This is a genomic window from uncultured Marivirga sp. (assembly GCF_963974845.1).
Lineage (GTDB): Bacteria > Bacteroidota > Bacteroidia > Cytophagales > Cyclobacteriaceae > Marivirga > Marivirga harenae.
Window position 1 is genome coordinate 213,659 of the sequence record NZ_CAXBEQ010000002.1, and the last position, 19,654, is coordinate 233,312.

A 19,654-nucleotide genomic window follows, 5' to 3' on the forward strand; every position below is an offset into this window, starting at 1 on the left:
CGTATAAAATGAAAAGATTAACTTTTGTATATATCGCATTGATAATTTTAACAATCCTAAGCACCTACCTTTCCGGTATGGAAATAAGCCAAATGTGGATTCCTGCAGTCCTTGTCATGCTGTTGGCCGTATTTAAATTCATTTTAGTGGTTTTGGAATATATGGAAATGCGTCAAGCACATGGTATCTGGAAATTCGGTGTAATATTTTTAGCTGTAATTTCTGCAATGATAGTGGGGATTTTTGGAGGGGTTCAGCTTTAGATTAGAAAAATGGTAGGGGCTAGAAAGTTCGGATTAGCAAGGGAGTTTGTTTCTTCTCCTTGCATTATTTTGTATACTACTAAAATAGATAATAACGTCATCCCTGCGCAGGCAGGAATCTATTCATTTTAACCAAGGGTTAAAATATTAAGAATGCGTTTTAATGTATTGAAATTAAATCTATTTAAAGAAATTGTCAGAATGTAGATTATTGAAACGAAGTTTCAATAGAATAGATCTCTTTCTTCAAAGTGGTGACGCACGGAATGTAATACTGAGAATAGTTGCTGTCAAAGTGCAGGAAATTTAAATTTTTTCTTCTCATATCTAGGGACAACCATAAGCGAGGGAAAGATTATTAAGTTAATTCAAATTCATTTTATTACAGAATATTTATAGAATCCTTTGCTTAATGGCATTAAGCACGAACTTTCCAGTTCGTGCTTTCTTCTGAATTTCAAAATAGACTTCATTTTTACGAGTATCTAAGTAGTCACATTCAACTTCTCCTGAGATTTCATTTGCCTGTGTCGGATAACAGCCCCCACAGATATTATCAGTAGAATACCAACACACCAATACACCCAGTTAGGTACAGGAACTGGGTCACCCTTGGCATAGGAATGTAATCCTGACAAGTAGTAATTCACCCCGAAGGATGTCATTATGATAGAGGAAAAGGCCCAAACAGTAGCTAAATTGAAAATCAGATAGTCTCTTAAATTGGGAATTAGTCTGATATGCAGCACTATGGCATAAACAATCACAGAAATCAGTGCCCATGTTTCCTTTGGATCCCAAGCCCAGTACCTCCCCCAACTTTCATTAGCCCAAACACCTCCTAAGAAAGTACCAACTGCCAATAGAAATAAGCCAATCGTGATCGACATTTCGTTAACAATGGTGAGTTCTTCCATGCTTTTCCACCATTTTGCTTGCGGGTCTTTGGGTTTAAAAATCAATAGAATGAGACTTAACAGTCCAATTATAGCCGATAAAGCTAGCGGTGCGTAACCACTTACGATTATCGCCACATGAATTTTCAGCCAATAAGAATTCAAAACAGGCATTAGATTGGTAATTTCGGGATTAAGCCAGTCTAAGAAGCCTACAAACAATAATGTTCCGGAAAATAAAAGACCCAGCGGCAATGTAAATCGAGATTTTCTTGAAAATAGTAATCCAAAGAATAATACCCCCCACGCTACAAAAATAAGCATTTCAAAACCATCACTCCACGGTGGATGCTTGGCGATATACCAACGCAAGCCCAAATGAAAAGTAAATACCAACAAGCCGATCCAGCTTAAAACTGTTCCTATTTTCCAGCTAATTCGAACCGCTTTATTATCCTGAAAGAGTAATACTATTGCTAATACGAGCATCACAATTCCCATGAGCCAGAATGGACCAAACAATTGGCTTCCTAAGTTTAATTTAGTGTAAAGGAGCTCCCCTTTAATTTCCAAATCAGAAGGGTAAACCTCTTTACCAATCTTTTGCTGGTAAAGACTGATGTAGTTGAGTGCCTCATCTGCTCCCTCCCAATCTTGCTCTCTGATGCCTTTATCTAGGTTTTGTAAATACAGGGGAATGATATTCTTGACAAATCGCCCATCCTCTTCTCCAAACCCCTGATTAAACTGATTTTTAGTAAACCAGGTGTTATTTTCATCATTTTCTAGCGGAAAAAGTCTTAGGAAATCACCAGACAATAAAGCATAAAAGATATTGAATCGTTCATCTGTTTTTAGGAGTTCTTTATGACCTTCATTTCGTTCGGGAGGCTTTAGTTTATTGGCTTTTTCTACCAGATGATTTAGTTTGTAGGATCCATCTTCTGCTAAAAACTGTCTAAAACTTAAGCGATCAGTTGGCTCCACTCCCAAGGCGTTAAAAGCTTCTAATGATTTCTCTCGATCGATTTTAATCAATGGTAAATTTCCATAGGTGACAGGATCAAGTTGAACAGCTAGCAAAAATTGCTCTGGAGTCAATTCTATAGTTCCATCTTCTAATGGTACTGGCATATAAGTTTTTCCGCTCAGTTTACGAACAATTTCATGAGCCAACGTATTGAGCGGTTTCATTCGCCCATCCATATCTTGAACAATCAATTCCCCATATTCATCAGCCTTTTCTTTCGGCACTATAGAGTGTTCAATAGCGGATTGGTCTTGCGCATGAAGGCTAAAAAGACTTAAGCAGAAAAATGCTATAAGCAGACTTGCTTTTTTCGTTCCAGTATCTTTCATTTTGTTAAGCTTTTTATTGAGTAAAGCAAAGCGACTTCTCTTCGCAAACAGGGTTAAGAGCATTCCTAAAGTCAATAATGTATAGCCTAAATATGTGATATATGTACCCGGCCTATCTCGATTAATGGAAAGTACGGTTCCCATCTCATCTGTATCATAAGAAGCTTGGTAAAATCGATATCCAGCATAGTCGAGCACATTGTTCATATAAATTCGGAAAGGGAAACTTGTTTCACCATCCCTCACCTCTACTTCACTAGCATAGCTGGCAGGACTTCGGCTACCCGGATAACGCTCTAACTGGAAATCAGAAAGGTAAACACTAAATGGAAGTTTCAAGGCTTTAGGACCATAAGTAATGGCATAATTCTGGCCCTCATACTCGAACTTCGTCCAGTCAGGTTCAATACTAACAACATGGACGAATGCATCGGTCAGCTTATTTCCTTGCTTATCCTCCACAATTAAGTGCGCTACATCCACCATATTTTCAGCCTTCTTTTCGTCCTCTTCAGGTTCATAAGTCAAGGCTGAGTTTTCATTAATAGATTTCACCAAAAATGCTCCACCATCCCACTGGTACAAGCTCATATACTTTAGAGGTCGTTTTTCATTTTTATGCAAAGTGCCCATTTTTTGAGTGGACATTTCCATAATTGTCAAGTGTTTCGCAGATTCAATCATCCACTCTCCCTCTTCTTTAAATATCTTTACATCAGATTGAGTTCCTTTTTTGGTTGCGATTGCCAAATCCTCAAGTTTAATCTTCTGACCTTCTTTCAGCAAAAAATCCTCTCTGCCTTCGCCCTTGGTTACAGCCAGCGAAATATAGGTGTTATCTCCTTCAATAAAGCTTTCCTTTCCAGCAGCAATGTAATCAGCAATTTTTACTTTTAATTCTTGGCCCGCCAGTTCAACGTTAGTTTCAAAAGGGCTAAACGTTTTAGGCGTGAAGGCCACTTGTTCATTAAAATAGTGCGATTTTTCATGATTGAGCGCTTCCAGTTGCAAATATCTTTCATTACTATAGAAAGTACTTTCTTCCTGTTTTTCACGAATGTGAATCATACCTTCTTTACCGAAATAGCGCGTGATGCCTGCACCCAGAACGATAATTACAAAGGCCACATGAAATAAACCCACCGGCCACTTTCCTTTGCTGAATAATTTATATTTGTTGATGTGTGCCAGAAAGTTAACAGCCATCCAAACGATAATAAGCTCAAACCACCAGGCTTCGTACACTAAAGCCCTGGCAGTTTCAGTTCCATGATCATTTTCAATAAAAGTAGCCACGCCCATTGAACTGGCAAAAGCCAATAACAATACTAAAGTGACTTTAGTCGATAATACTATTTTTAAAATTTTGTTCATTAGAATAAAACTCCTATAAATCTATTTTTCATTGTGGGCCTAAATATGAACATCACATAAGCCCAGTTTTGTGTATTTTTATACGCTGTTTGTCCTTGCAGAAATTCAAAAGTATCAGATGCGAAGATTTGGCTATACCCTCCTTGAATAGAAACTGCTCGGTTTAAGATATAGCCGAAAGATAAATCTATCTCTGTGCCTAAATATTTACTTAACCGCTGAATTCCAACTGGAAGCACTGGATTCATAGGTACAGGCTCCGCCTCGCTATAAAAAACATGCCCGTCCAACTGCGTGAAAAATTTAGGATTGAACTGATACCTTCCTTTTAAATAATAATCCTGCAAGCCTACGCTATTTGCAAATCTTCCGCCCACAAAAAACAAATCCATATATCCATTATGCGCATGATTAGTTCCGTAAAGTGGATTAAAGGAATTATTCTGCTCTGTAGAAATATTATCGGTTCCGCTGATAATTTCAATACCCAATGTTGCTTTGAAGCTGCTGCCTTTTTCAGTATTTGAATTCAAAGTTTGAGTGATTTGTGCGCTTACATCAAAAGCATTAACATCTCTGTCGGAAACATCCTTTCCCGTCTGATGGTAGTAAAAACCTGAAAGCAAAGTATTACCCAATTGATACTTAATGGTAGGTAAGCCAATGGTTTGGCTGTAATTGACCTGATCATTAATCACGTTCCCTGCAGCATCTGATTCAATAAACTGTCGTCCATCATTCCAAAAAAGAGCCGAAAGCTTAAAGTCACCCCACTGGTTTTCATATCGTAGCATTTGAGCTACTTTATATTGGTTGGGATTAAAGAACAGATTTCCAGAAAGAGATTGCCCATCTTGGTTAAATCCTCCACCAAAGTGGATTTTCAACTTTTCCTTTTCGTACTTGATGAGAGCAAAATCATGAGCACGGGCTTGCAAAGCCCAATCTAAATTTCCCAGAAAGCGCGCATTATCATAATTTAGTTCTTGCCTTCCTAATTTTATTTTCCAATAATCACCTAAAGAAGTTTCTGCCCAAGCTTCATGCAAGGATAAAAAAGGGTCAGTGGCTTTGGTTTGAGGAGTATTGCCCCAGGTCCGAACATCCTGTATGCTCGCATAAAAAGTAAACCCATCCATCTCATATCGAGTCTGCAATCGCATCCGATGCGCTATAAAAGTCGCTGGATCTTGGCCTACCCCAATTAATCTACCTTCTCCATTTCGATACTCTGCTCGTTGAACTATTTGCCCATCAACTGAAAATTGAGCGTAGGAAAGCTGTGCGGAAAAAGCCAGAATCAGACTTAATCCGAATTTTAATATATTTTTCATAATCAATGGTTTTTTGGATCGGCTATTTTGAGCCCACTTCAGTTACATTCATTTTTGCTTCTCTTTCCTTCCCTTCTTTCATCCATTTTGGTACAATCTCCTCTAGAAATTTTTCTTTATTATATCGTTCTTTTTCTATATCTATTCCTGTATATTTTTGGAGCGCTTCTTTACTGTTAAAATCAGGCATTTCAACATCTCCAGAATGACCTAAAGAATTGAGCAACTGCATTAATTCTATTCTAGACTCCATGATGATTCTTGTGGCTGAAGTTACAATTCTACTTGTTTCCAGAGGGGCATGAAAAGCAGCACCATGAGAGGCTACCGAATAATCCCATCTCCATTGTGCATGTCGAATACCTTTTTGAATTTCCTTCATTTGCTCTTCAGTAGCTCCTAACTCCCAAGCTTTTCCTGCTTCTATATGTGCTTTGGCTATTAAGGTCTGCAATTCAGAAGTCCCCTCCTTTATTTTTCTTTGACGTTCGTAAACATCATCAACCAGATCAGAAACTTTTTCTCTGTGGCAGACAAAGCATGAATTCTCTACATTTTCCAAAGGAGATCCTATGTGGTGATCAGTGAATTTCTGTCCACCTTCTGATTTGTAAGGCATATGGCAATCGGCACAACTCACACCACGCTTGGCATGCACCCCTTGTTTAAATAATTCATAGTCCGGGTGTTGCGCTTTAAGCATGCGGGTTTTACTAATCGGATGCACCCAGTCGGCAAAATCTGTTTTATCATAATAAGCTTCTGCTGATTCTACATCCATTCCATCCTTCCAAGGAAAGGTTAGATATTTGGCTTTTTCTTTACCTGGCTTGTCCTTATCAAAATAATATTCTACATGGCACTGTGCACAAACTAGCGAGCGCATTTCTTGATGTGAAGCATCATTGATATTTTTCCCCATAGCCTCGTATGCTTCAATTAAAGCAGGACGAGTGATCGTTAAATTCATTGTTTTAGGATCGTGGCAATCTGCGCAACCAATCGGATTTATCACCTGGCTTCCTAAATCAGAGAATTGCTTACTGTAAAACTCAGTAACACCAATTTCGCTCATTAAACGAGGAACATCAGGACTTTTACAAGTCCAGCAAGTACTTGGCATTGGCCCGTCCCCCTCCTTCATCGGTGCTCCAGTTCTGAGGGTTTTCAAAATGTCGGTTACGGCATAAACATGACCTCGTGGCTGATTGTAGTCTTTGCCAAATCCGTATCCTGCCCATAATACCACCAATTCCGATTGCTTATCAAGGATATCTGCAAATCCACTGGTGTTATACATGCTTTTGAAGGTGGTATCGGCCGTCTCCATGTAGGACTGATATTGTCTTGGGTAATTCAGACCCCATACAGAGTCTCTAGGCTCAATGCCTTCAATTTCTACCTTTGGCTGATAGGCAAAACGAGCTTCCGCTTTTCTGTCTATTACAGTATATGCCAACATTGCGATTAGAAAAACTGCAATTGCAGTGATCCCAAAAAGTATCCAGTTCTTCATGGTATTTAAGGTTTAGATTGCTTTGATTTTTGTTCTTTCAATGACTCTTTAAGCCAGCTTGGAATAATTTCCCACTCTTCTGGTGTATGTAGTTTAATAGGCTCGATTTGATGTCCTACAGAAGATAAGCTCTTCACTCTCCCGTGAGGAACTTCCCTGTGACATTCCCAACAAGTTCTGTCTGTTCTATTTGAATGATGATTCTCCACAAAACCAGTCATTTTCGCATCGGTCACTTGAGGTTCATGGCATCTGATACAATTACTTTGGATAACGGCACGAGAAGGCTCTAGAGCTGTTATTACTTCCGGCTCAGCTCTCATAGTAAATACAGAAGCATGATATAGTCCATCTTTTGCTTTAAAGAAATATTTATTGAAGATATTATCGTGTGGTACATGACAATCATTACAGTGGGCCACCTCGCGGTGAGAGCTATGATTCCATGTGATGTATTGGGGCGTCATAATGTGGCAGTTAACACATGCCTGTGGGTCATCGGAAAGATAAGACACAGCATTACTTATTTTAAATAAGTAAACACCTAAGCCAACCAAAACAGCAAAAGAAACTATCGCCACTTTTTTCCATTTAGGGTCAGGTTCCAGGCCAATTCTGGTGAGTAATTTTTTTATTGGTTGTAGAATATCCATGTTTAATTGCCTTCTAAAGCAAAAGTATCAAATATATCTAAATGAGATTGTGACATATGTCATTAAATTAACTGTTTATATACAAAAAATCAAATTTTTAGATATCAGATAGTTTTTCTCATTTGTACTTTTACTTCGGGGCTGGAGAATTCTTTGTCAAATTCTGTTATGTTAGAATCTGACATTACTTCCAAAATCTCACTGTTATTGGTGAAATGCTGTAGATAGTAATTACCACGATAAGCCCTTTGTACCAAGTAATTTCTCATACTTAAAATGTCTTCAGCTTTTAGTTGGGCAGAATGAACGGTAGTTCTCACTTCAAAAGGCACTTTATGTTCTACTAGAAAAGACAAGCTTTGCTCAAATGGCGTGAATAAATTTGATTTTGTGATCGATTGAAATTTTTCAGCTGTAGCCTTAAAATCTAGGGCTACATAATCAAGCGTATCATTTTTATAAAGTTTTTTTAATACTTCAGGTCTGCTTCCATTGGTGTCGATCTTCACTTTCATCCCCAAAGCTTTTACCTCCAAAGCCAAATCAATCAGCGATGGATGAAGCGTACATTCTCCTCCACTCATGACTACCCCATCCAAAAGTCCTTTTCGATTCCTTAAAAATTGAAGTGCTTCTGCTATGAAAATCTCCCCCTTTCCTAAAACGATATCTGGATTATAGCAATAGCCACACCGCATATTACAGCCTGCAAACCAAATGATGCAGGCTGTTTTATCTGGATAATCCAGAAGTGTAAAAGGGGTGATGTCATATATGGGTGTTGCCTTACTCATTGAAATGCTTTCGTTCCTTGTGCTCTCCTTTTTTGCCAATGTTAAAGCTCTCTACCGGGCGATGATAGCCCATTACCCGTGTGTAGACTAAACATTTCGTCCTTAATTCATCACTTATCTCTGACTTTGCTGCTGTTTTTACTTGTGCTTCCATTTTCTTATTCTTTTAAAGTTTAAAAATTACTAATTAAAGTTCGGCCTCTTCTGTTTCTAATTGCTCTTTTAAAATATCATCGCATTTCGGACAATATTCATGCTCTCCGGTTAAATATCCGTGGGTTGGACAAATACTAAAAACCGGAGTTACTGTAATGTAAGGGAGTTTGAAATTGGTCATCACTTTCTTAACCAAATTACGACAAACTTCCGCAGAGCTAATTTTTTCGCGCATATATAAGTGTAAAACCGTTCCTCCTGTATACATGCATTGCAAATCATCCTGTAGCATTAAGGCTTCGAAAGGATCATCTGTATGACTGGCAGGTATTTGCGAGCTGTTCGTATAGTAAATATTATCTTCTATACCAGCTTGTAATATCTCAGGGAAACGCTTCTTATCCTCTTTGGCAAATCGGTAAGTGGTCCCCTCAGCAGGTGTAGCCTCCAGATTATATAAATTGCCTGTTTCTTCTTGATACTGCTTCATTCTTCCCCTGATAAAATCGAGCATTTCGGCAGACATTTTCATCCCTTGATGAGAAGTGATATCGTGCTGATCATCAGTGAAATTCCTGATCATTTCATTCATACCATTGACCCCAATGGTAGAAAAATGATTTCTGAAATGAGTTAGATAGCGTTTTGTATAGGGATAGAGCCCTCGGTCATACATTTCCTGGATAAATCTTCTTTTTTTCTCCAAGGTCGATTGAGCGATGTTCAAGAGAAAGTCAAGCCGCTCATACAAAGCAGCTTCATTCCCTTTATACAAATAACCCAGTCTCGCCATATTGATGGTTACTACTCCAATGCTTCCGGTCATTTCCGCACTGCCAAAGAGTCCATTACCCCTTTTTAATAACTCTCTCAAATCCAATTGCAACCGACAGCACATGCTTCTTACTGCATTGGGTTTGTAGGCTAGTGGATTTTCAATTCTGTTCCCGTCTTCATCATGAGTGTACTGACTACCAATAAAATTCTGAAAATAAGAAGAGCCAATTTTAGCTGTATTTTCAAAAAGGACATCTGTGTTTTTACCATTCCAATCAAAATCCTCAGTAATATTCACCGTAGGAATCGGGAAAGTAAAAGGCTGCCCATTGGCATCACCTTCCGTCATCACGGTATAATAAGCCTTATTAATCATATCCATTTCTTCTTTGAAATGTTGATAGGTCAATTCTTCCATTGATTTTGCCCCTCTAGCTTGGGCTTTCTGTTTCAAGATTTCATCCTGAACATTTAAGAAAAGATGTTGGTCTTGTTTAGTAGGTATTTGTTGACGTAAATCTTCAGGTACCACCCAATCAAGTGTTATATTGGTAAAAGGAGATTGTCCCCAGCGAGCAGGAACGTTCAAATTATAAACGAAACTTCTAATTCCTTTCAAGACCTCTTCATAGGTCAACTGATCTTTGAAAACATACGGAGCAAGGTAAGTGTCAAAAGAACTGAAGGCCTGAGCTCCTGCCCATTCACTTTGGAGAATACCTAAAAAGTTTGCCATTTGACCAAGCGCTTCCCGAAAATGATTGGGTGGTTTGCTTTCTACTCTAGCTCTTACGCCATTGAAGCCTTCATTTAATAGTACTCTTAAACTCCAACCTGCACAATAGCCGGTCAAACAATCCAGATCATGGATATGGATATCACCATTTCGATGGGCGTAGCCTTCTTCTTTATTATAAACTTTATCCAACCAATAATTAGCAATTACTTTACCTGCCACATTGTTAACCAAACCTGCATTGGAATAGGAGGTATTAGCATTGGCATTGATTCTCCAATCAGCTTTGCCAATATATTCATCTATAGTTTGAGTACTGTCTACCCATGTAGTATCACAGCTTACTCCCTCTTTTTTGTTTCTTTGAAGTTTCCTTGTATGCCTATATAGCATAAACGAACGCATTACCTCAAAATATCCGAATTCGAAGAGTTGTAGTTCAATAATGTCTTGAATTTCTTCTACTGCCCATGTGGTCTTTTCTTCTAGCTTCTTTAATACAGCTTTCAGAATATCAGTATCATATTCGGCACCTATACTTTTGAAACCTCTTCTGATCGCATCTTCAATTTTAAAGTGCTGTAGAGGCTGGTACTCTCCGTTTCTTTTGATGACATAATTTTCCATATTGATTCGCGTCTTTGCTGTTTTATTTAAGGATAAATATATCCGAATATAAGTGCATTAATCGCATAATTCAAAGGATGTATTGGTCTTTATTTATCCACAAAAAGCACAAGAAAGCAAGCAATTTTCGAAATGAAATACTCTTTACACACTCTTATTCAGTTATTTACAAATGCTTGCTTCACCTGCTTCATTAAACACAATAAGCAAGCAAAGAAGAGAAGCAGGGGGTTATCCACATTGTCTAAAAATAGTTTATGATCAGATTTCGCAATATTATTAGCCTTCGGTTTTATCCGAAAGCCAAATATTTCGGACAAACATATCTTTTATTAAATCATATTAATACCTTTGCTGATATTTTCGATTTTTATGATAAGTATCACTAAAGAATTCAGTTTTGAAGCGGCTCACCGCCTTAGCAATCACCCGGCAGCTTGCAAGCATATACATGGTCACTCCTATCGATTGTTTGTAACAGTTTCAGCTCAAGAAATACAGGAGGATGACATGATTATTGATTTTAAAGAATTGAAGCAAATTGTCGATGAGAAGGTGCTTAAAACGTTCGATCATGCTTTGGTCTTAAAGAAGAATGATGAAAATGCCAGAATATCCAGGGAAATCAAGAGTACAATCTTTTGGATGGAAAATGAGCCTACCGTAGAACGATTGCTAGATTATATAAGAAAACAAGTTCAGGATGCATTACCCACACCGGTGTTCTTGAAGAAGTTGAAGTTACATGAAACAGCAAGCTCTTTTGGAGAATGGGAAAAATGAATTTACTTTTATTACTTATTTAATCTAAGGAAGAAAAAATGTTTTCAAAAACATGTGAATACGCAATAAGGGCAACTATCTACATTGCCAATAGAAGTAAAGAAGGCACCAATGTTGGTTTGAAAGATATATCAAAAAATATTGATTCACCGGAAGCATTTACTGCCAAAATTTTACAAAAATTGGTAAAAGATGATTTGGTATCTTCTATCAAAGGGCCAAACGGTGGATTTAGCCTCAGCCAAAAGCAGCAAAAGGAGGTATATCTAATAGACGTAGTCCGTTGTATTGACGGATCACATACTTATGACGGTTGTGGATTAGGTTTAAGTCAATGCTCAGAAGAAAAACCATGTCCAATTCATTATCAGTTTAAAGAAGTGAGAACAAGACTCAAGCGAATGTTGGAAAACACCAATATGGTGGCTTTGCTTGAAAAATTGGAGAGAGGAGAGACTTTTTTAAGGTTGTAAATTTTGGTACTCAAATACTAAAAGAGATAAATAGCGTGTCTATTATGTTTATTTCTTGCTTTCTTTCTGCTGCTTTATAACTAGATCAAATCACTTTAATCCACTCGAGCAACACCCCTGTGGTCCCCTCAAGGGGACAGTCGCACAGATTTATATCAGCAGGAAATAATAAGTTTTATCACTATTTTGTAAATTTTCAATCAAAATATTTGAAGAAATGATGTGAATTCAAAATATTGTGAAAATGTAATTCGTGCGTATCCCGCGCCAGCTGGCGGGGCGAAGGGGGGTGTCAAAGCCTTAATAGACTTCATTCATCAGTTTATCCCAATTATAGGTGCACCCTTTTAAACCCAAAAAACATCATCGGTATTTTCTTCAAATTCGCCTGAAGCATGGTGGAGTTCAATGGCTTTGAGTTCACCGGCAGTGGCTATTTCTTGTACTTTCTCAAAGAGGACTCTCTCCTCAAAGCGGATATGTTTTTCCAGTTCTTCTTCTAGCAGACTTAATGATTTTAGGGGTTCTTCTTCATTTTCAAAAAGTCTTTTGAGTCTTCTATGTTCTGATAAGGCTTGTTTCACGAGTTCATCTTCATTACCCAACACAGGAAATATATACTTCTCCTCCAATTCAAAATGAGGTAATACATGTTCCTGATAAAACCAATCAGCATACTTTTTCACCCTTTCGGCTGAGACCTTATTCTTAAAAGCTGTCCTAATTTTCCAGCAAAGTAACAGTGAGTGGTGATGGTCTCGGCTCACTGGTTTCATTTCTTCTTTTCTTCTAAGTGGCTTTCTTTTCTCCATTTTACTGTATTGGTTTTTCGTTGGAATCTTTATAATACTGAATTTTCAAATTAAACATTTCTGCCATTTTTCCGGCTCTCCATTTTGCTTCTTCTGCAACATCTCCACTGAACAATTCATCTACAGTAGCAGTAAAAAGTGTTATCCAACGTTTAAAATGAGCTGTTTCCACCGGCATATTAGCATGAGGTGCAAATGGACTTCCATGGTAAGTATGCTCCTCTAGTAAAACTGTTTGCCAAAATCGATACATTTTCTGCAGATGTTCAGGCCATTGGTCTTTAATTCTTTCGTGAAAGATATCTTTAAGCATTTCATCTTGTCTGACTTTTCCATAAAAAGTATCGACCAACAATTTGATGTCTTCTAAATCTTGAATCTTTGCTGAAGTGTCCATTAGAAAAATGAGTTATATAAATCCGAATCCCAGTACATTATGAGATAAAACAATGCAAAACCAATAAATGCTATCACTATAGCCCAAACCCATGCGGGAATAGCCTTGGGTGTTTCAGAGCCTTTAATTACAAACTCATCATTGGTTTCGCTTCCATAAGCATTAATAGTAATGGAAGTTGTACTATCCACGATTTCGTGATTCTTTAGGCCAATTACCGATATTTCAGGCCCATTTTTAACTTCAAATGGAATCTCCTTTATTCCTTCAACACCACTAGATGATTTAGCAACAATCTTAAGCTTGTGCTTACCATCGGCTATTTTTGTTGTATCCAAATCAAATTTCACTGGAGGTTTAAAAGACCCAAAAGGCTCATTTTCATCATCCAAATAAACTTTCACTATTCTTTTATCTTCCATCCTAATTATAGGTTATCAATGACAATATTCTTAATGTGTGATTTTGAGTTTTCTTTGGGTTTGATCAGATATTTCAAGCTGTAGATCAGTGTAAACCCAACAATTATTACAGCGCCCCAGCTAATAACGTAATCCCAAACGGCTGTAGGTCCTTCTCCATGCGTTACATTCTCTAGTCCTGCAGGCTGATTTTCAGCGCAAACATCGCATGCCAAGGCAGTACCAGTATTCATAAAAAAAATGAAAACTAATACCAGCAATTTGGTCAGTCTTGTTTTCGTTTTCATAACTCTTTACTTTTTGCTTCTTCCATGACCATATCTCTAATCTTCTTCACTTCTTCTTCGGATACTTTAGGGGCATCATTGCCCCAAGCACTTCGTTCGTGACTAGCTATTGCCGCAATCTCCGCATCCGAAAGTTGAGTTGCAAAACCAGGCATTTGCCCATAATCACTTCTGGCATCGTATCCTTGTAATATAATTTTTATTAATAATTCTGGATCTTCGTTTGTCACTACAGAACTCCCTTTTAAAGGAGGAAATGCCCCTTTGAGACCTTCTCCATTCTGTTGGTGACATGCAGAACATGTCTGACTATACAACTGCTTGCCATCTATTCCTGTATCATTTTCATTTCCTCCAACATCTGAGGTAGTAGAGGACTTAGAAGCTTGTTTTTTAGCTGGAATAAAATCTTTTGCAGATGGTAGTTCAGTTTGTTTTAAGGATTGCATATAAGCAATAAGATTATTCACTTCTTCGGTGGCAACTACCACCTTTCCTTTCTCTTTCAAAAATTCCGATGGTATATCTACAGCTTCATCCCCATCACGCATCTCATCTTCCTCTTTATGGCTAAATAAATAGGAATAAGAAGGCATAACGGATTCTTTTACTACGATACGAGGATTATAGAAGTGCAAAAGATGCCAACTAGCTCCTGGCTGTCTATTCCCGATACTAGTTAAATCTGGCCCAGTACGTTCACTTCCCAAAAGGGAAGGAGATTGTTGCCAAGCATTCATTCTTTGCTTGCTGTAGTAGTAATCTGAAGGCATGGATGGGCGCGAGCCCCAAACTTGATCCATTTCGATGTTTCGCACCTGCTGCGTATGACAAGCTACACAACCTTCCGATATATATATTTGAAGTCCTTTGATCGCCTCTTCACTCAATTGCTCTTGTTGAGGCAGTGGTTCAACATCTTGCATTTGGTAGGAAGGTACTATTGCAATGATAGTACTCAGAAAGACAAACACTAGGAGTGCAGTCAATACTAATTTCCTATGATCTTTATGAAAATTAAACATGTTTAGTCTAGTTTATCCTTTTAATTTTATACTGCTATTGTTACTTCTAGCCATTATATAAAAGTTGTAAGCAAATATGATATGAGAAAGAAACATTAGCGTTCCCCCAATTGCTCGCCATACCCAGTATGGTTTCATTAGAATGACAGACTCAATAAACGATTCGCCTTCAATCCAACTTAGGCCTTTTAATGTACCTCCAACCATTAGTGAAATCATGTAGGCAAATAAACCGATGAACGCAAACCAAAAATGCGCTCCCACTAATATTTGAGGAGGTTCGTTGCCTGTTACTTTAGGCACTATGGCGTAAATTGATGCCCAAAGGAAAAAAGCAATGATCCCATACATAGTCATGTGAGAGTGAGCCACATTAAAATCAGTAAAATGCCAGACAAAATTGGTGAATCTAAATGCCTGAAAGCTGCCCTGAGTTGAGCCTACAAAATAGAAGACAACGCCCACTAAGAAAAATGGGAGTACATAACTTTTTGAAATCTGTGCCCAGGAACCTTTCATTGTCAATAGAAAGTTAGTGGTACCTGCCAAGACAGGAATAAACATTCCGGCACTAAAAACGATCGCAACTGTTTGTAACCACCAAGGCAAAGGACTGAATACAAAATGATGAGTCCCGATTAAGGTATAGAACAACATTTGAGTCCAAAAAGCAAGAACCCCTAAAGAATAGGAATAAATTGGTTTATTTAATGCAGCCGGTAGATAATAATAAACCAACCCCAATGTAAAAGTCATGAACCACATGCCTACGCCCTGATGCATGTAGTAGCCTTGGGTAATAGTTTCGCCTAGACCATCCTGATAAAAAGGTAAATATCCAATAATGGCTAAAACAGTTGTCCAAATCAATGCCGCTAAAATAAACCAGTTTGAAATATAAATCTCTGATATTTTCCTACTGGCAACTGTTTTATAAAAATTGAAAAATGTAATAATCAAGCCAATTGCAAATAACGACATAACCGGCCATACATATTCTCTGTACTCTCCACCGCCATTGTTAATACCGGCCATCAATAAGATATTGCCAATAATTACACATAGATTGATGAGGATGAAAGCTATATATGCCAATTTAACACTATGAATTTTTGTGTTTGATGTTCTGGCAATAACAAAATAGGCCAGCCCTATCATAGTAAGAGAAGACCAACCCCAAAATACGGTATTGGTATGAACTGGACGTAGTCTGCCAAAGGAAAGCCATGCTACTGATTCCATATCAGGCCAAATGAATTTCATTCCCAGGTATTGCCCGATCAGTGTACCAAAAATCAACCAGAATGTCCCCGCTCCCAAATAATAGAGCACTACTGTTTTTAAACTTTTAGGCGTTTCTATGCTGAGACTAGTCTTTTTCTTTTCTTCAAAAAATAAATTTTCAGGATCATCATAAATTCTTTTGATTAGAGCCCGTTTGTCAGAAACGCTCATTTCAGAACCCAATTCATCCCCCTTTAGCATGTTTTTCATTGCTGATTTTCGTTCAAGAAGAATTTTATCAATTTCAGGCTCCTCTAAATTTTTCAACTCATTTAGAATCCGCTTTCGCTCGATAGCCTTATCTTTCTTATTAAATCGATTTACAAAACCATTAACCCTACCAATGAGGATAATAATGGCTAATATCAACACTACTATAATCAAAAATATTGTCCCAATAATACCTGGGCTAAAATACCAGTCCTCCGTACTGACTGATTCTTGTTGAGCCAGTGCTAGCAAGGGAGAGAAAATCAAACTTAAAAAGAGCAAAATACTTTTCTTCATTATATTAATTTTATATTTCAGATATTTTTATCGTAAATAGGTTCAAATTTTTTTACCTCATCAAAAATGTTAGTTTTTCGTGTAGTCCTTCGGTTAATTCTTTCAATGTCGTAGTAGATAACATGAAATCAATTTCTGCTCGAACTTTAGCAAACTTATGGTGAACTGGGCATGGCTGACTAGCGGAACATTCGTTTAGACCTAACCCACAACCTCTATAAATCTTGTCACCATCTATTACTTGAACAATATCTTTCAAGAATATTTTATCTAATCTACTTTGCTCGATATAGAAGCCTCCTTTGGGACCAGTAATAGAGGATACGATCTTATTTCTAACTAGCGAGCCTAAAATTTTGGCTGTAAAGGCCACTGGCGAATCAATCTTTTCAGCAATATCATTGATCTTCACACGATCAGTTTTTTTAGATTGCGCTGCTATGAAAATTACTGCCCTGATGCCGTATTCACATGATTTTGAAAACATTTCCTTCTTGCATTTGAGGCAAAGGTAAAGCATATTTTCATTTTAGGACAATTTTATCGTAAATAAAATCCGCTAATTTTGTGACTTATGTCATAATATCTACCTATTGATGAGCGTAGATGCTTTTTAAACTTCAGTTATTTCGGATGGAATGGTCAACAATTGCAGATGCGATATTTCCAGCAACTACAGACATATTGATGATCTCATTGATTTGTATATTCTTACTTGGATATTCGTAATTCTGCGTAATGTCTTTTACAATATTTTCTATTTTTTCTTTAATTGTAAGTCTACTGTCTGGTTTACTTTCAGTATAAAGCTGTCTGATTAATTCATTAAGGCATATGAATTTGTCTTCGAGCCCTGTATTACTAAGCGTTGAGATTTGTGAACCGTGACTTAAAAGGCTTGTATTAGATTTGATGTTATCAGTATTCCTTGATATTTCATCAGCTACTCTTTGAGCGAATACTACGGCTTCGAGCAGAGAGTTAGATGCTAAGCGATTTGCTCCATGTAACCCTGTTTCTGCAACTTCCCCAACTGCATAGAGGTTTTTCAAATTGCTTTTTCCGGTTGTATCCACTTTTATACCTCCACAGTGATAGTGGGCTGCCGGAATCACTGGAATTAAATCATTAGCAGGATCCACTCCATTTTGCAGACAAGATGCATATATAAAAGGAAATTTATCTTTTAGTTTTCTTTCATCTAAATGCCGGCAATCTAAAAACACACAGCTTGTATTCTGCTTTTTCATTTCTGAAAATATAGCAGCGGTTACTGTATCCCGCGGACTCAATTCTGCCTTTACGCTGTATTTATACATAAAACGACAACCATCCTGATTCACCAAATAAGCGCCAAACCCTCGTAATGCTTCACTTATTAAAAACGACTTTTCGATATTGGCTTTGAAAAATAGGGTAGGGTGAAATTGAACAAATTGCATATTACTTAACTCCGCTCCTGCTCGTATAGACATTGCCAAGCCATCAGCAGTGGCCACTTCTGGATTGCTGGTATGCCCAAAAATCCTACCGATACCTCCACTTGCCAGAATGGTTCTTTGTGCTGTAATATTGAAAAATTTATTGTTTTCTAAATTCAGGAATAAAGCTCCCTCAATTTCATTGCCCTCATTTTTAAGGAGGTCTAAAGCCGTACAATTATTAATGAGCTGAATTGAAGAATTTTGTTGAATTTGCTTATTCAGTTTATCATAAATCTCTTTACCGGTGCTGTCCTTATGATGCAAAATCCGATGCTTGGAATGTCCGCCCTCAAGGCCTAATTCATAAGTACCTTCTTTTTCATAATCGAAATTCACACCCCATCTTTCTAAATCTTTGATGGCATCAGGGGCAGTTTTAACCACTAATTCTACAATTTCTCTATTGGATAGATAATGTCCCGCTTTCATGGTATCTTCAATATGTTGCTCGAAACTATCAATTTTAGTTTCAACAACTCCTGCTATTCCACCCTGTGCATATTTAGTATTGGATTCGTCCTTTTTTGCTTTGCTTACAATCAGAATTTGTAATTCTGGACGTAGTTCAGCTAAATAAAGTGCCGTTGCCATACCGGCAAGTCCACTGCCAATAATGAGAATATCCGTTTTCATTTTATTGAATAAGAAAATTCTAACATGGCTTCTATAGGCTTTCTAGCTTTTTCCAATACAGTACTTTCAATTAGAATTTCGGGGGTTTCATTTAGCAAACAGTCATATATTTTTTGAATGGTATTGATTTTCATAAAGGCACATTCACTGCATGCGCAAGTGTTGTCCTCATCAATCGGTGCAGGAATCAAAGTTTTCTCAGGTACTGCTTTCTGCATTTCATGAAGAATCCCCACCTCCGTGGCTATTATAAATTCCATTTTATCAGATGTATCAACATAATTCAAAAGTGAAGCGGTAGAACCAACAAAATGGGCAACCTTTAAAAAATGAGGTTCTGACTCTGGATGTGCAATGATTTCAGCATCCGGATAGGTATTTACTAAATCTAATAATTTATCAAAAGAAAAAGCTTCGTGTACCACACATGCTCCATCCCAAAGCACCATATCCCTACCGGTTTCTTTAATGAGATATTTACCGAGGTTTTTATCCGGAGCAAAAATTATAGGTATATTCTTTGGGATATTATTAATGACTTCAACAGCATTTGAAGAGGTGCATACATAGTCGCTTAAGGCTTTAACCTCAGCGCTACAATTGATATAAGTAACTACTGTATGATCTGGATATTCATTGCGTAATGTTTCTAAATCAGCAGCTGAGCAAGAATCTGCTAAGCTACAGCCAGCAGCCAAATCAGGAATAATCACTTTTTTATGAGGGCTCAGCAACTTGGCAGTTTCCCCCATAAAATGCACTCCAGCAAAAACAATAATATCAGCTTCTGTTTCAGATGCCTTTTTCGATAAAGCCAAACTATCACCCACAAAATCAGCTATTTCTTGAATTTCAGGATATTGATAGTAATGCGCCAATAAAACCGCATTTTTCTCTTTCTTGAGTTCTAATATTTTATTTGCTATATTCATCTCTTCCCTCTTCTTTCTTTATGTTAATGCAATGCATAAACAAAGTTAAAATTTTGAATCCCTAAATAATATGACACTCATCAGCAGTCAGATTGATTCATGTCATTGTTTTTGGGAATTTGCCTTACTA

General features: G+C 37.5%; 17 protein-coding genes and 1 pseudogene. 3 read left to right on the forward strand and 15 right to left on the reverse strand.

Annotated elements, in window-relative coordinates; genetic code table 11:
• The first annotated feature begins 8 nt into the window (after window positions 1-8).
• The gene (locus AAC601_RS05440; protein ID WP_303270918.1) at window positions 9-263 is read left to right on the forward strand and encodes a cytochrome C oxidase subunit IV family protein; all 255 of its coding nucleotides are present in this window, start codon (window positions 9-11) and stop codon (window positions 261-263) included.
• Window positions 264-748: 485 nt separating this feature from the next.
• On the opposite strand, the gene ccsA is transcribed toward AAC601_RS05440, so the two are convergent.
• From ccsA to AAC601_RS05470, 6 genes and pseudogenes are all read right to left on the reverse strand, one after another.
• Window positions 749-3,892, reverse strand: coding sequence for a cytochrome c biogenesis protein CcsA (ccsA, locus tag AAC601_RS05445; protein ID WP_340152705.1), 3,144 nt, complete (start codon window positions 3,890-3,892; stop codon window positions 749-751).
• Entirely contained in the window at window positions 3,892-5,226 is a 1,335-nt protein-coding gene (locus AAC601_RS05450; RefSeq protein ID WP_303270920.1) for an alginate export family protein, read from the reverse strand. Before AAC601_RS05450 ends, ccsA begins: the two co-directional genes overlap by 1 nt.
• Before the next feature lie 22 nt (window positions 5,227-5,248).
• Window positions 5,249-6,742 carry an ammonia-forming cytochrome c nitrite reductase gene (gene nrfA, locus AAC601_RS05455; RefSeq protein WP_303270921.1) on the reverse strand — a complete coding sequence of 498 codons (1,494 nt, stop codon included), beginning with the start codon at window positions 6,740-6,742 and terminating at the stop codon, window positions 5,249-5,251.
• A gap of 5 nt (window positions 6,743-6,747) precedes the next feature.
• On the reverse strand, window positions 6,748-7,395 hold the full coding sequence (gene nrfH, locus AAC601_RS05460) for a cytochrome c nitrite reductase small subunit (protein WP_340152706.1): 648 nt from the start codon (window positions 7,393-7,395) through the stop codon (window positions 6,748-6,750).
• 104 nt (window positions 7,396-7,499) lie between these two features.
• Window positions 7,500-8,189, reverse strand: coding sequence for an anaerobic ribonucleoside-triphosphate reductase activating protein (locus tag AAC601_RS05465; protein WP_303270923.1), 690 nt, complete (start codon window positions 8,187-8,189; stop codon window positions 7,500-7,502).
• Window positions 8,182-10,485, reverse strand: a pseudogene (locus tag AAC601_RS05470) (ribonucleoside triphosphate reductase). The gene AAC601_RS05465 and the pseudogene AAC601_RS05470 overlap by 8 nt, the downstream one beginning before the upstream one ends.
• Before the next feature lie 372 nt (window positions 10,486-10,857).
• Here AAC601_RS05470 and queD point away from each other — a divergent pair.
• Complete coding sequence (queD, locus tag AAC601_RS05475; protein WP_303270924.1) at window positions 10,858-11,268, forward strand: 6-carboxytetrahydropterin synthase QueD; 411 nt, start codon at window positions 10,858-10,860, stop codon at window positions 11,266-11,268.
• A 38-nt stretch (window positions 11,269-11,306) separates the two neighbouring features.
• Window positions 11,307-11,741 carry an Rrf2 family transcriptional regulator gene (locus AAC601_RS05480; RefSeq protein ID WP_303270925.1) on the forward strand — a complete coding sequence of 145 codons (435 nt, stop codon included), beginning with the start codon at window positions 11,307-11,309 and terminating at the stop codon, window positions 11,739-11,741.
• A gap of 347 nt (window positions 11,742-12,088) precedes the next feature.
• Here AAC601_RS05480 and AAC601_RS05485 read toward each other — a convergent pair whose 3' ends face one another.
• The 9 genes from AAC601_RS05485 to nadA all read right to left on the reverse strand — a co-directional run bounded on the left by AAC601_RS05485 (window position 12,089) and on the right by nadA (window position 19,524).
• Window positions 12,089-12,553 (reverse strand): hemerythrin domain-containing protein, encoded by a 465-nt coding sequence (locus tag AAC601_RS05485; protein WP_303270926.1) that lies wholly within the window; start codon window positions 12,551-12,553, stop codon window positions 12,089-12,091.
• Window position 12,554: 1 nt separating this feature from the next.
• The gene (locus tag AAC601_RS05490; RefSeq protein WP_340152707.1) at window positions 12,555-12,950 is read right to left on the reverse strand and encodes a group III truncated hemoglobin; all 396 of its coding nucleotides are present in this window, start codon (window positions 12,948-12,950) and stop codon (window positions 12,555-12,557) included.
• Window positions 12,950-13,372: a cytochrome C gene (locus AAC601_RS05495; protein WP_303270928.1), complete on the reverse strand. Its 423-nt coding sequence runs from the start codon at window positions 13,370-13,372 to the stop codon at window positions 12,950-12,952. Before AAC601_RS05495 ends, AAC601_RS05490 begins: the two co-directional genes overlap by 1 nt.
• Window positions 13,373-13,377: 5 nt before the next feature.
• Window positions 13,378-13,659, reverse strand: coding sequence for a hypothetical protein (locus AAC601_RS05500; protein ID WP_303270929.1), 282 nt, complete (start codon window positions 13,657-13,659; stop codon window positions 13,378-13,380).
• Window positions 13,656-14,684 carry a cbb3-type cytochrome c oxidase subunit II gene (locus tag AAC601_RS05505; protein ID WP_303270930.1) on the reverse strand — a complete coding sequence of 343 codons (1,029 nt, stop codon included), beginning with the start codon at window positions 14,682-14,684 and terminating at the stop codon, window positions 13,656-13,658. The genes AAC601_RS05500 and AAC601_RS05505 overlap by 4 nt, the downstream gene beginning before the upstream one ends.
• 12 nt (window positions 14,685-14,696) lie before the next feature.
• A complete protein-coding gene (locus AAC601_RS05510; RefSeq protein ID WP_340152708.1) occupies window positions 14,697-16,475 on the reverse strand; it encodes a cbb3-type cytochrome c oxidase subunit I in 1,779 nt (592 codons plus the stop codon).
• Between the two features lie 52 nt (window positions 16,476-16,527).
• Window positions 16,528-16,962 carry an Rrf2 family transcriptional regulator gene (locus tag AAC601_RS05515; protein ID WP_303270932.1) on the reverse strand — a complete coding sequence of 145 codons (435 nt, stop codon included), beginning with the start codon at window positions 16,960-16,962 and terminating at the stop codon, window positions 16,528-16,530.
• A gap of 133 nt (window positions 16,963-17,095) precedes the next feature.
• Window positions 17,096-18,592, reverse strand: a complete 1,497-nt coding sequence (gene nadB, locus AAC601_RS05520) for an L-aspartate oxidase (RefSeq protein WP_303270933.1) — start codon at window positions 18,590-18,592, stop codon at window positions 17,096-17,098.
• Complete coding sequence (nadA, locus tag AAC601_RS05525; protein ID WP_013454841.1) at window positions 18,589-19,524, reverse strand: quinolinate synthase NadA; 936 nt, start codon at window positions 19,522-19,524, stop codon at window positions 18,589-18,591. Before nadA ends, nadB begins: the two co-directional genes overlap by 4 nt.
• Window positions 19,525-19,654: the final 130 nt, after the last annotated feature.

What these genes read in the sequence shown, in the direction of transcription:
- AAC601_RS05450 (WP_303270920.1), bottom strand. Translation starts at nt 5,226, where the DNA reads ATGAAAAATATATTAAAATTCGGATTAAGTCTGATTCTGGCTTTTTCC.
- nrfA (WP_303270921.1), bottom strand. Translation starts at nt 6,742, where the DNA reads ATGAAGAACTGGATACTTTTTGGGATCACTGCAATTGCAGTTTTTCTA.
- nadB (WP_303270933.1), bottom strand. Translation starts at nt 18,592, where the DNA reads ATGAAAACGGATATTCTCATTATTGGCAGTGGACTTGCCGGTATGGCA.
- AAC601_RS05485 (WP_303270926.1), bottom strand. Translation starts at nt 12,553, where the DNA reads ATGGAGAAAAGAAAGCCACTTAGAAGAAAAGAAGAAATGAAACCAGTG.
- queD (WP_303270924.1), top strand. Translation starts at nt 10,858, where the DNA reads ATGATAAGTATCACTAAAGAATTCAGTTTTGAAGCGGCTCACCGCCTT.
- AAC601_RS05500 (WP_303270929.1), bottom strand. Translation starts at nt 13,659, where the DNA reads ATGAAAACGAAAACAAGACTGACCAAATTGCTGGTATTAGTTTTCATT.
- AAC601_RS05495 (WP_303270928.1), bottom strand. Translation starts at nt 13,372, where the DNA reads ATGGAAGATAAAAGAATAGTGAAAGTTTATTTGGATGATGAAAATGAG.
- AAC601_RS05515 (WP_303270932.1), bottom strand. Translation starts at nt 16,962, where the DNA reads ATGTTTTCAAAATCATGTGAATACGGCATCAGGGCAGTAATTTTCATA.
- AAC601_RS05440 (WP_303270918.1), top strand. Translation starts at nt 9, where the DNA reads ATGAAAAGATTAACTTTTGTATATATCGCATTGATAATTTTAACAATC.
- ccsA (WP_340152705.1), bottom strand. Translation starts at nt 3,892, where the DNA reads ATGAACAAAATTTTAAAAATAGTATTATCGACTAAAGTCACTTTAGTA.
- nadA (WP_013454841.1), bottom strand. Translation starts at nt 19,524, where the DNA reads ATGAATATAGCAAATAAAATATTAGAACTCAAGAAAGAGAAAAATGCG.
- nrfH (WP_340152706.1), bottom strand. Translation starts at nt 7,395, where the DNA reads ATGGATATTCTACAACCAATAAAAAAATTACTCACCAGAATTGGCCTG.
- AAC601_RS05490 (WP_340152707.1), bottom strand. Translation starts at nt 12,950, where the DNA reads ATGGACACTTCAGCAAAGATTCAAGATTTAGAAGACATCAAATTGTTG.
- AAC601_RS05465 (WP_303270923.1), bottom strand. Translation starts at nt 8,189, where the DNA reads ATGAGTAAGGCAACACCCATATATGACATCACCCCTTTTACACTTCTG.
- AAC601_RS05510 (WP_340152708.1), bottom strand. Translation starts at nt 16,475, where the DNA reads ATGAAGAAAAGTATTTTGCTCTTTTTAAGTTTGATTTTCTCTCCCTTG.
- AAC601_RS05505 (WP_303270930.1), bottom strand. Translation starts at nt 14,684, where the DNA reads ATGTTTAATTTTCATAAAGATCATAGGAAATTAGTATTGACTGCACTC.
- AAC601_RS05480 (WP_303270925.1), top strand. Translation starts at nt 11,307, where the DNA reads ATGTTTTCAAAAACATGTGAATACGCAATAAGGGCAACTATCTACATT.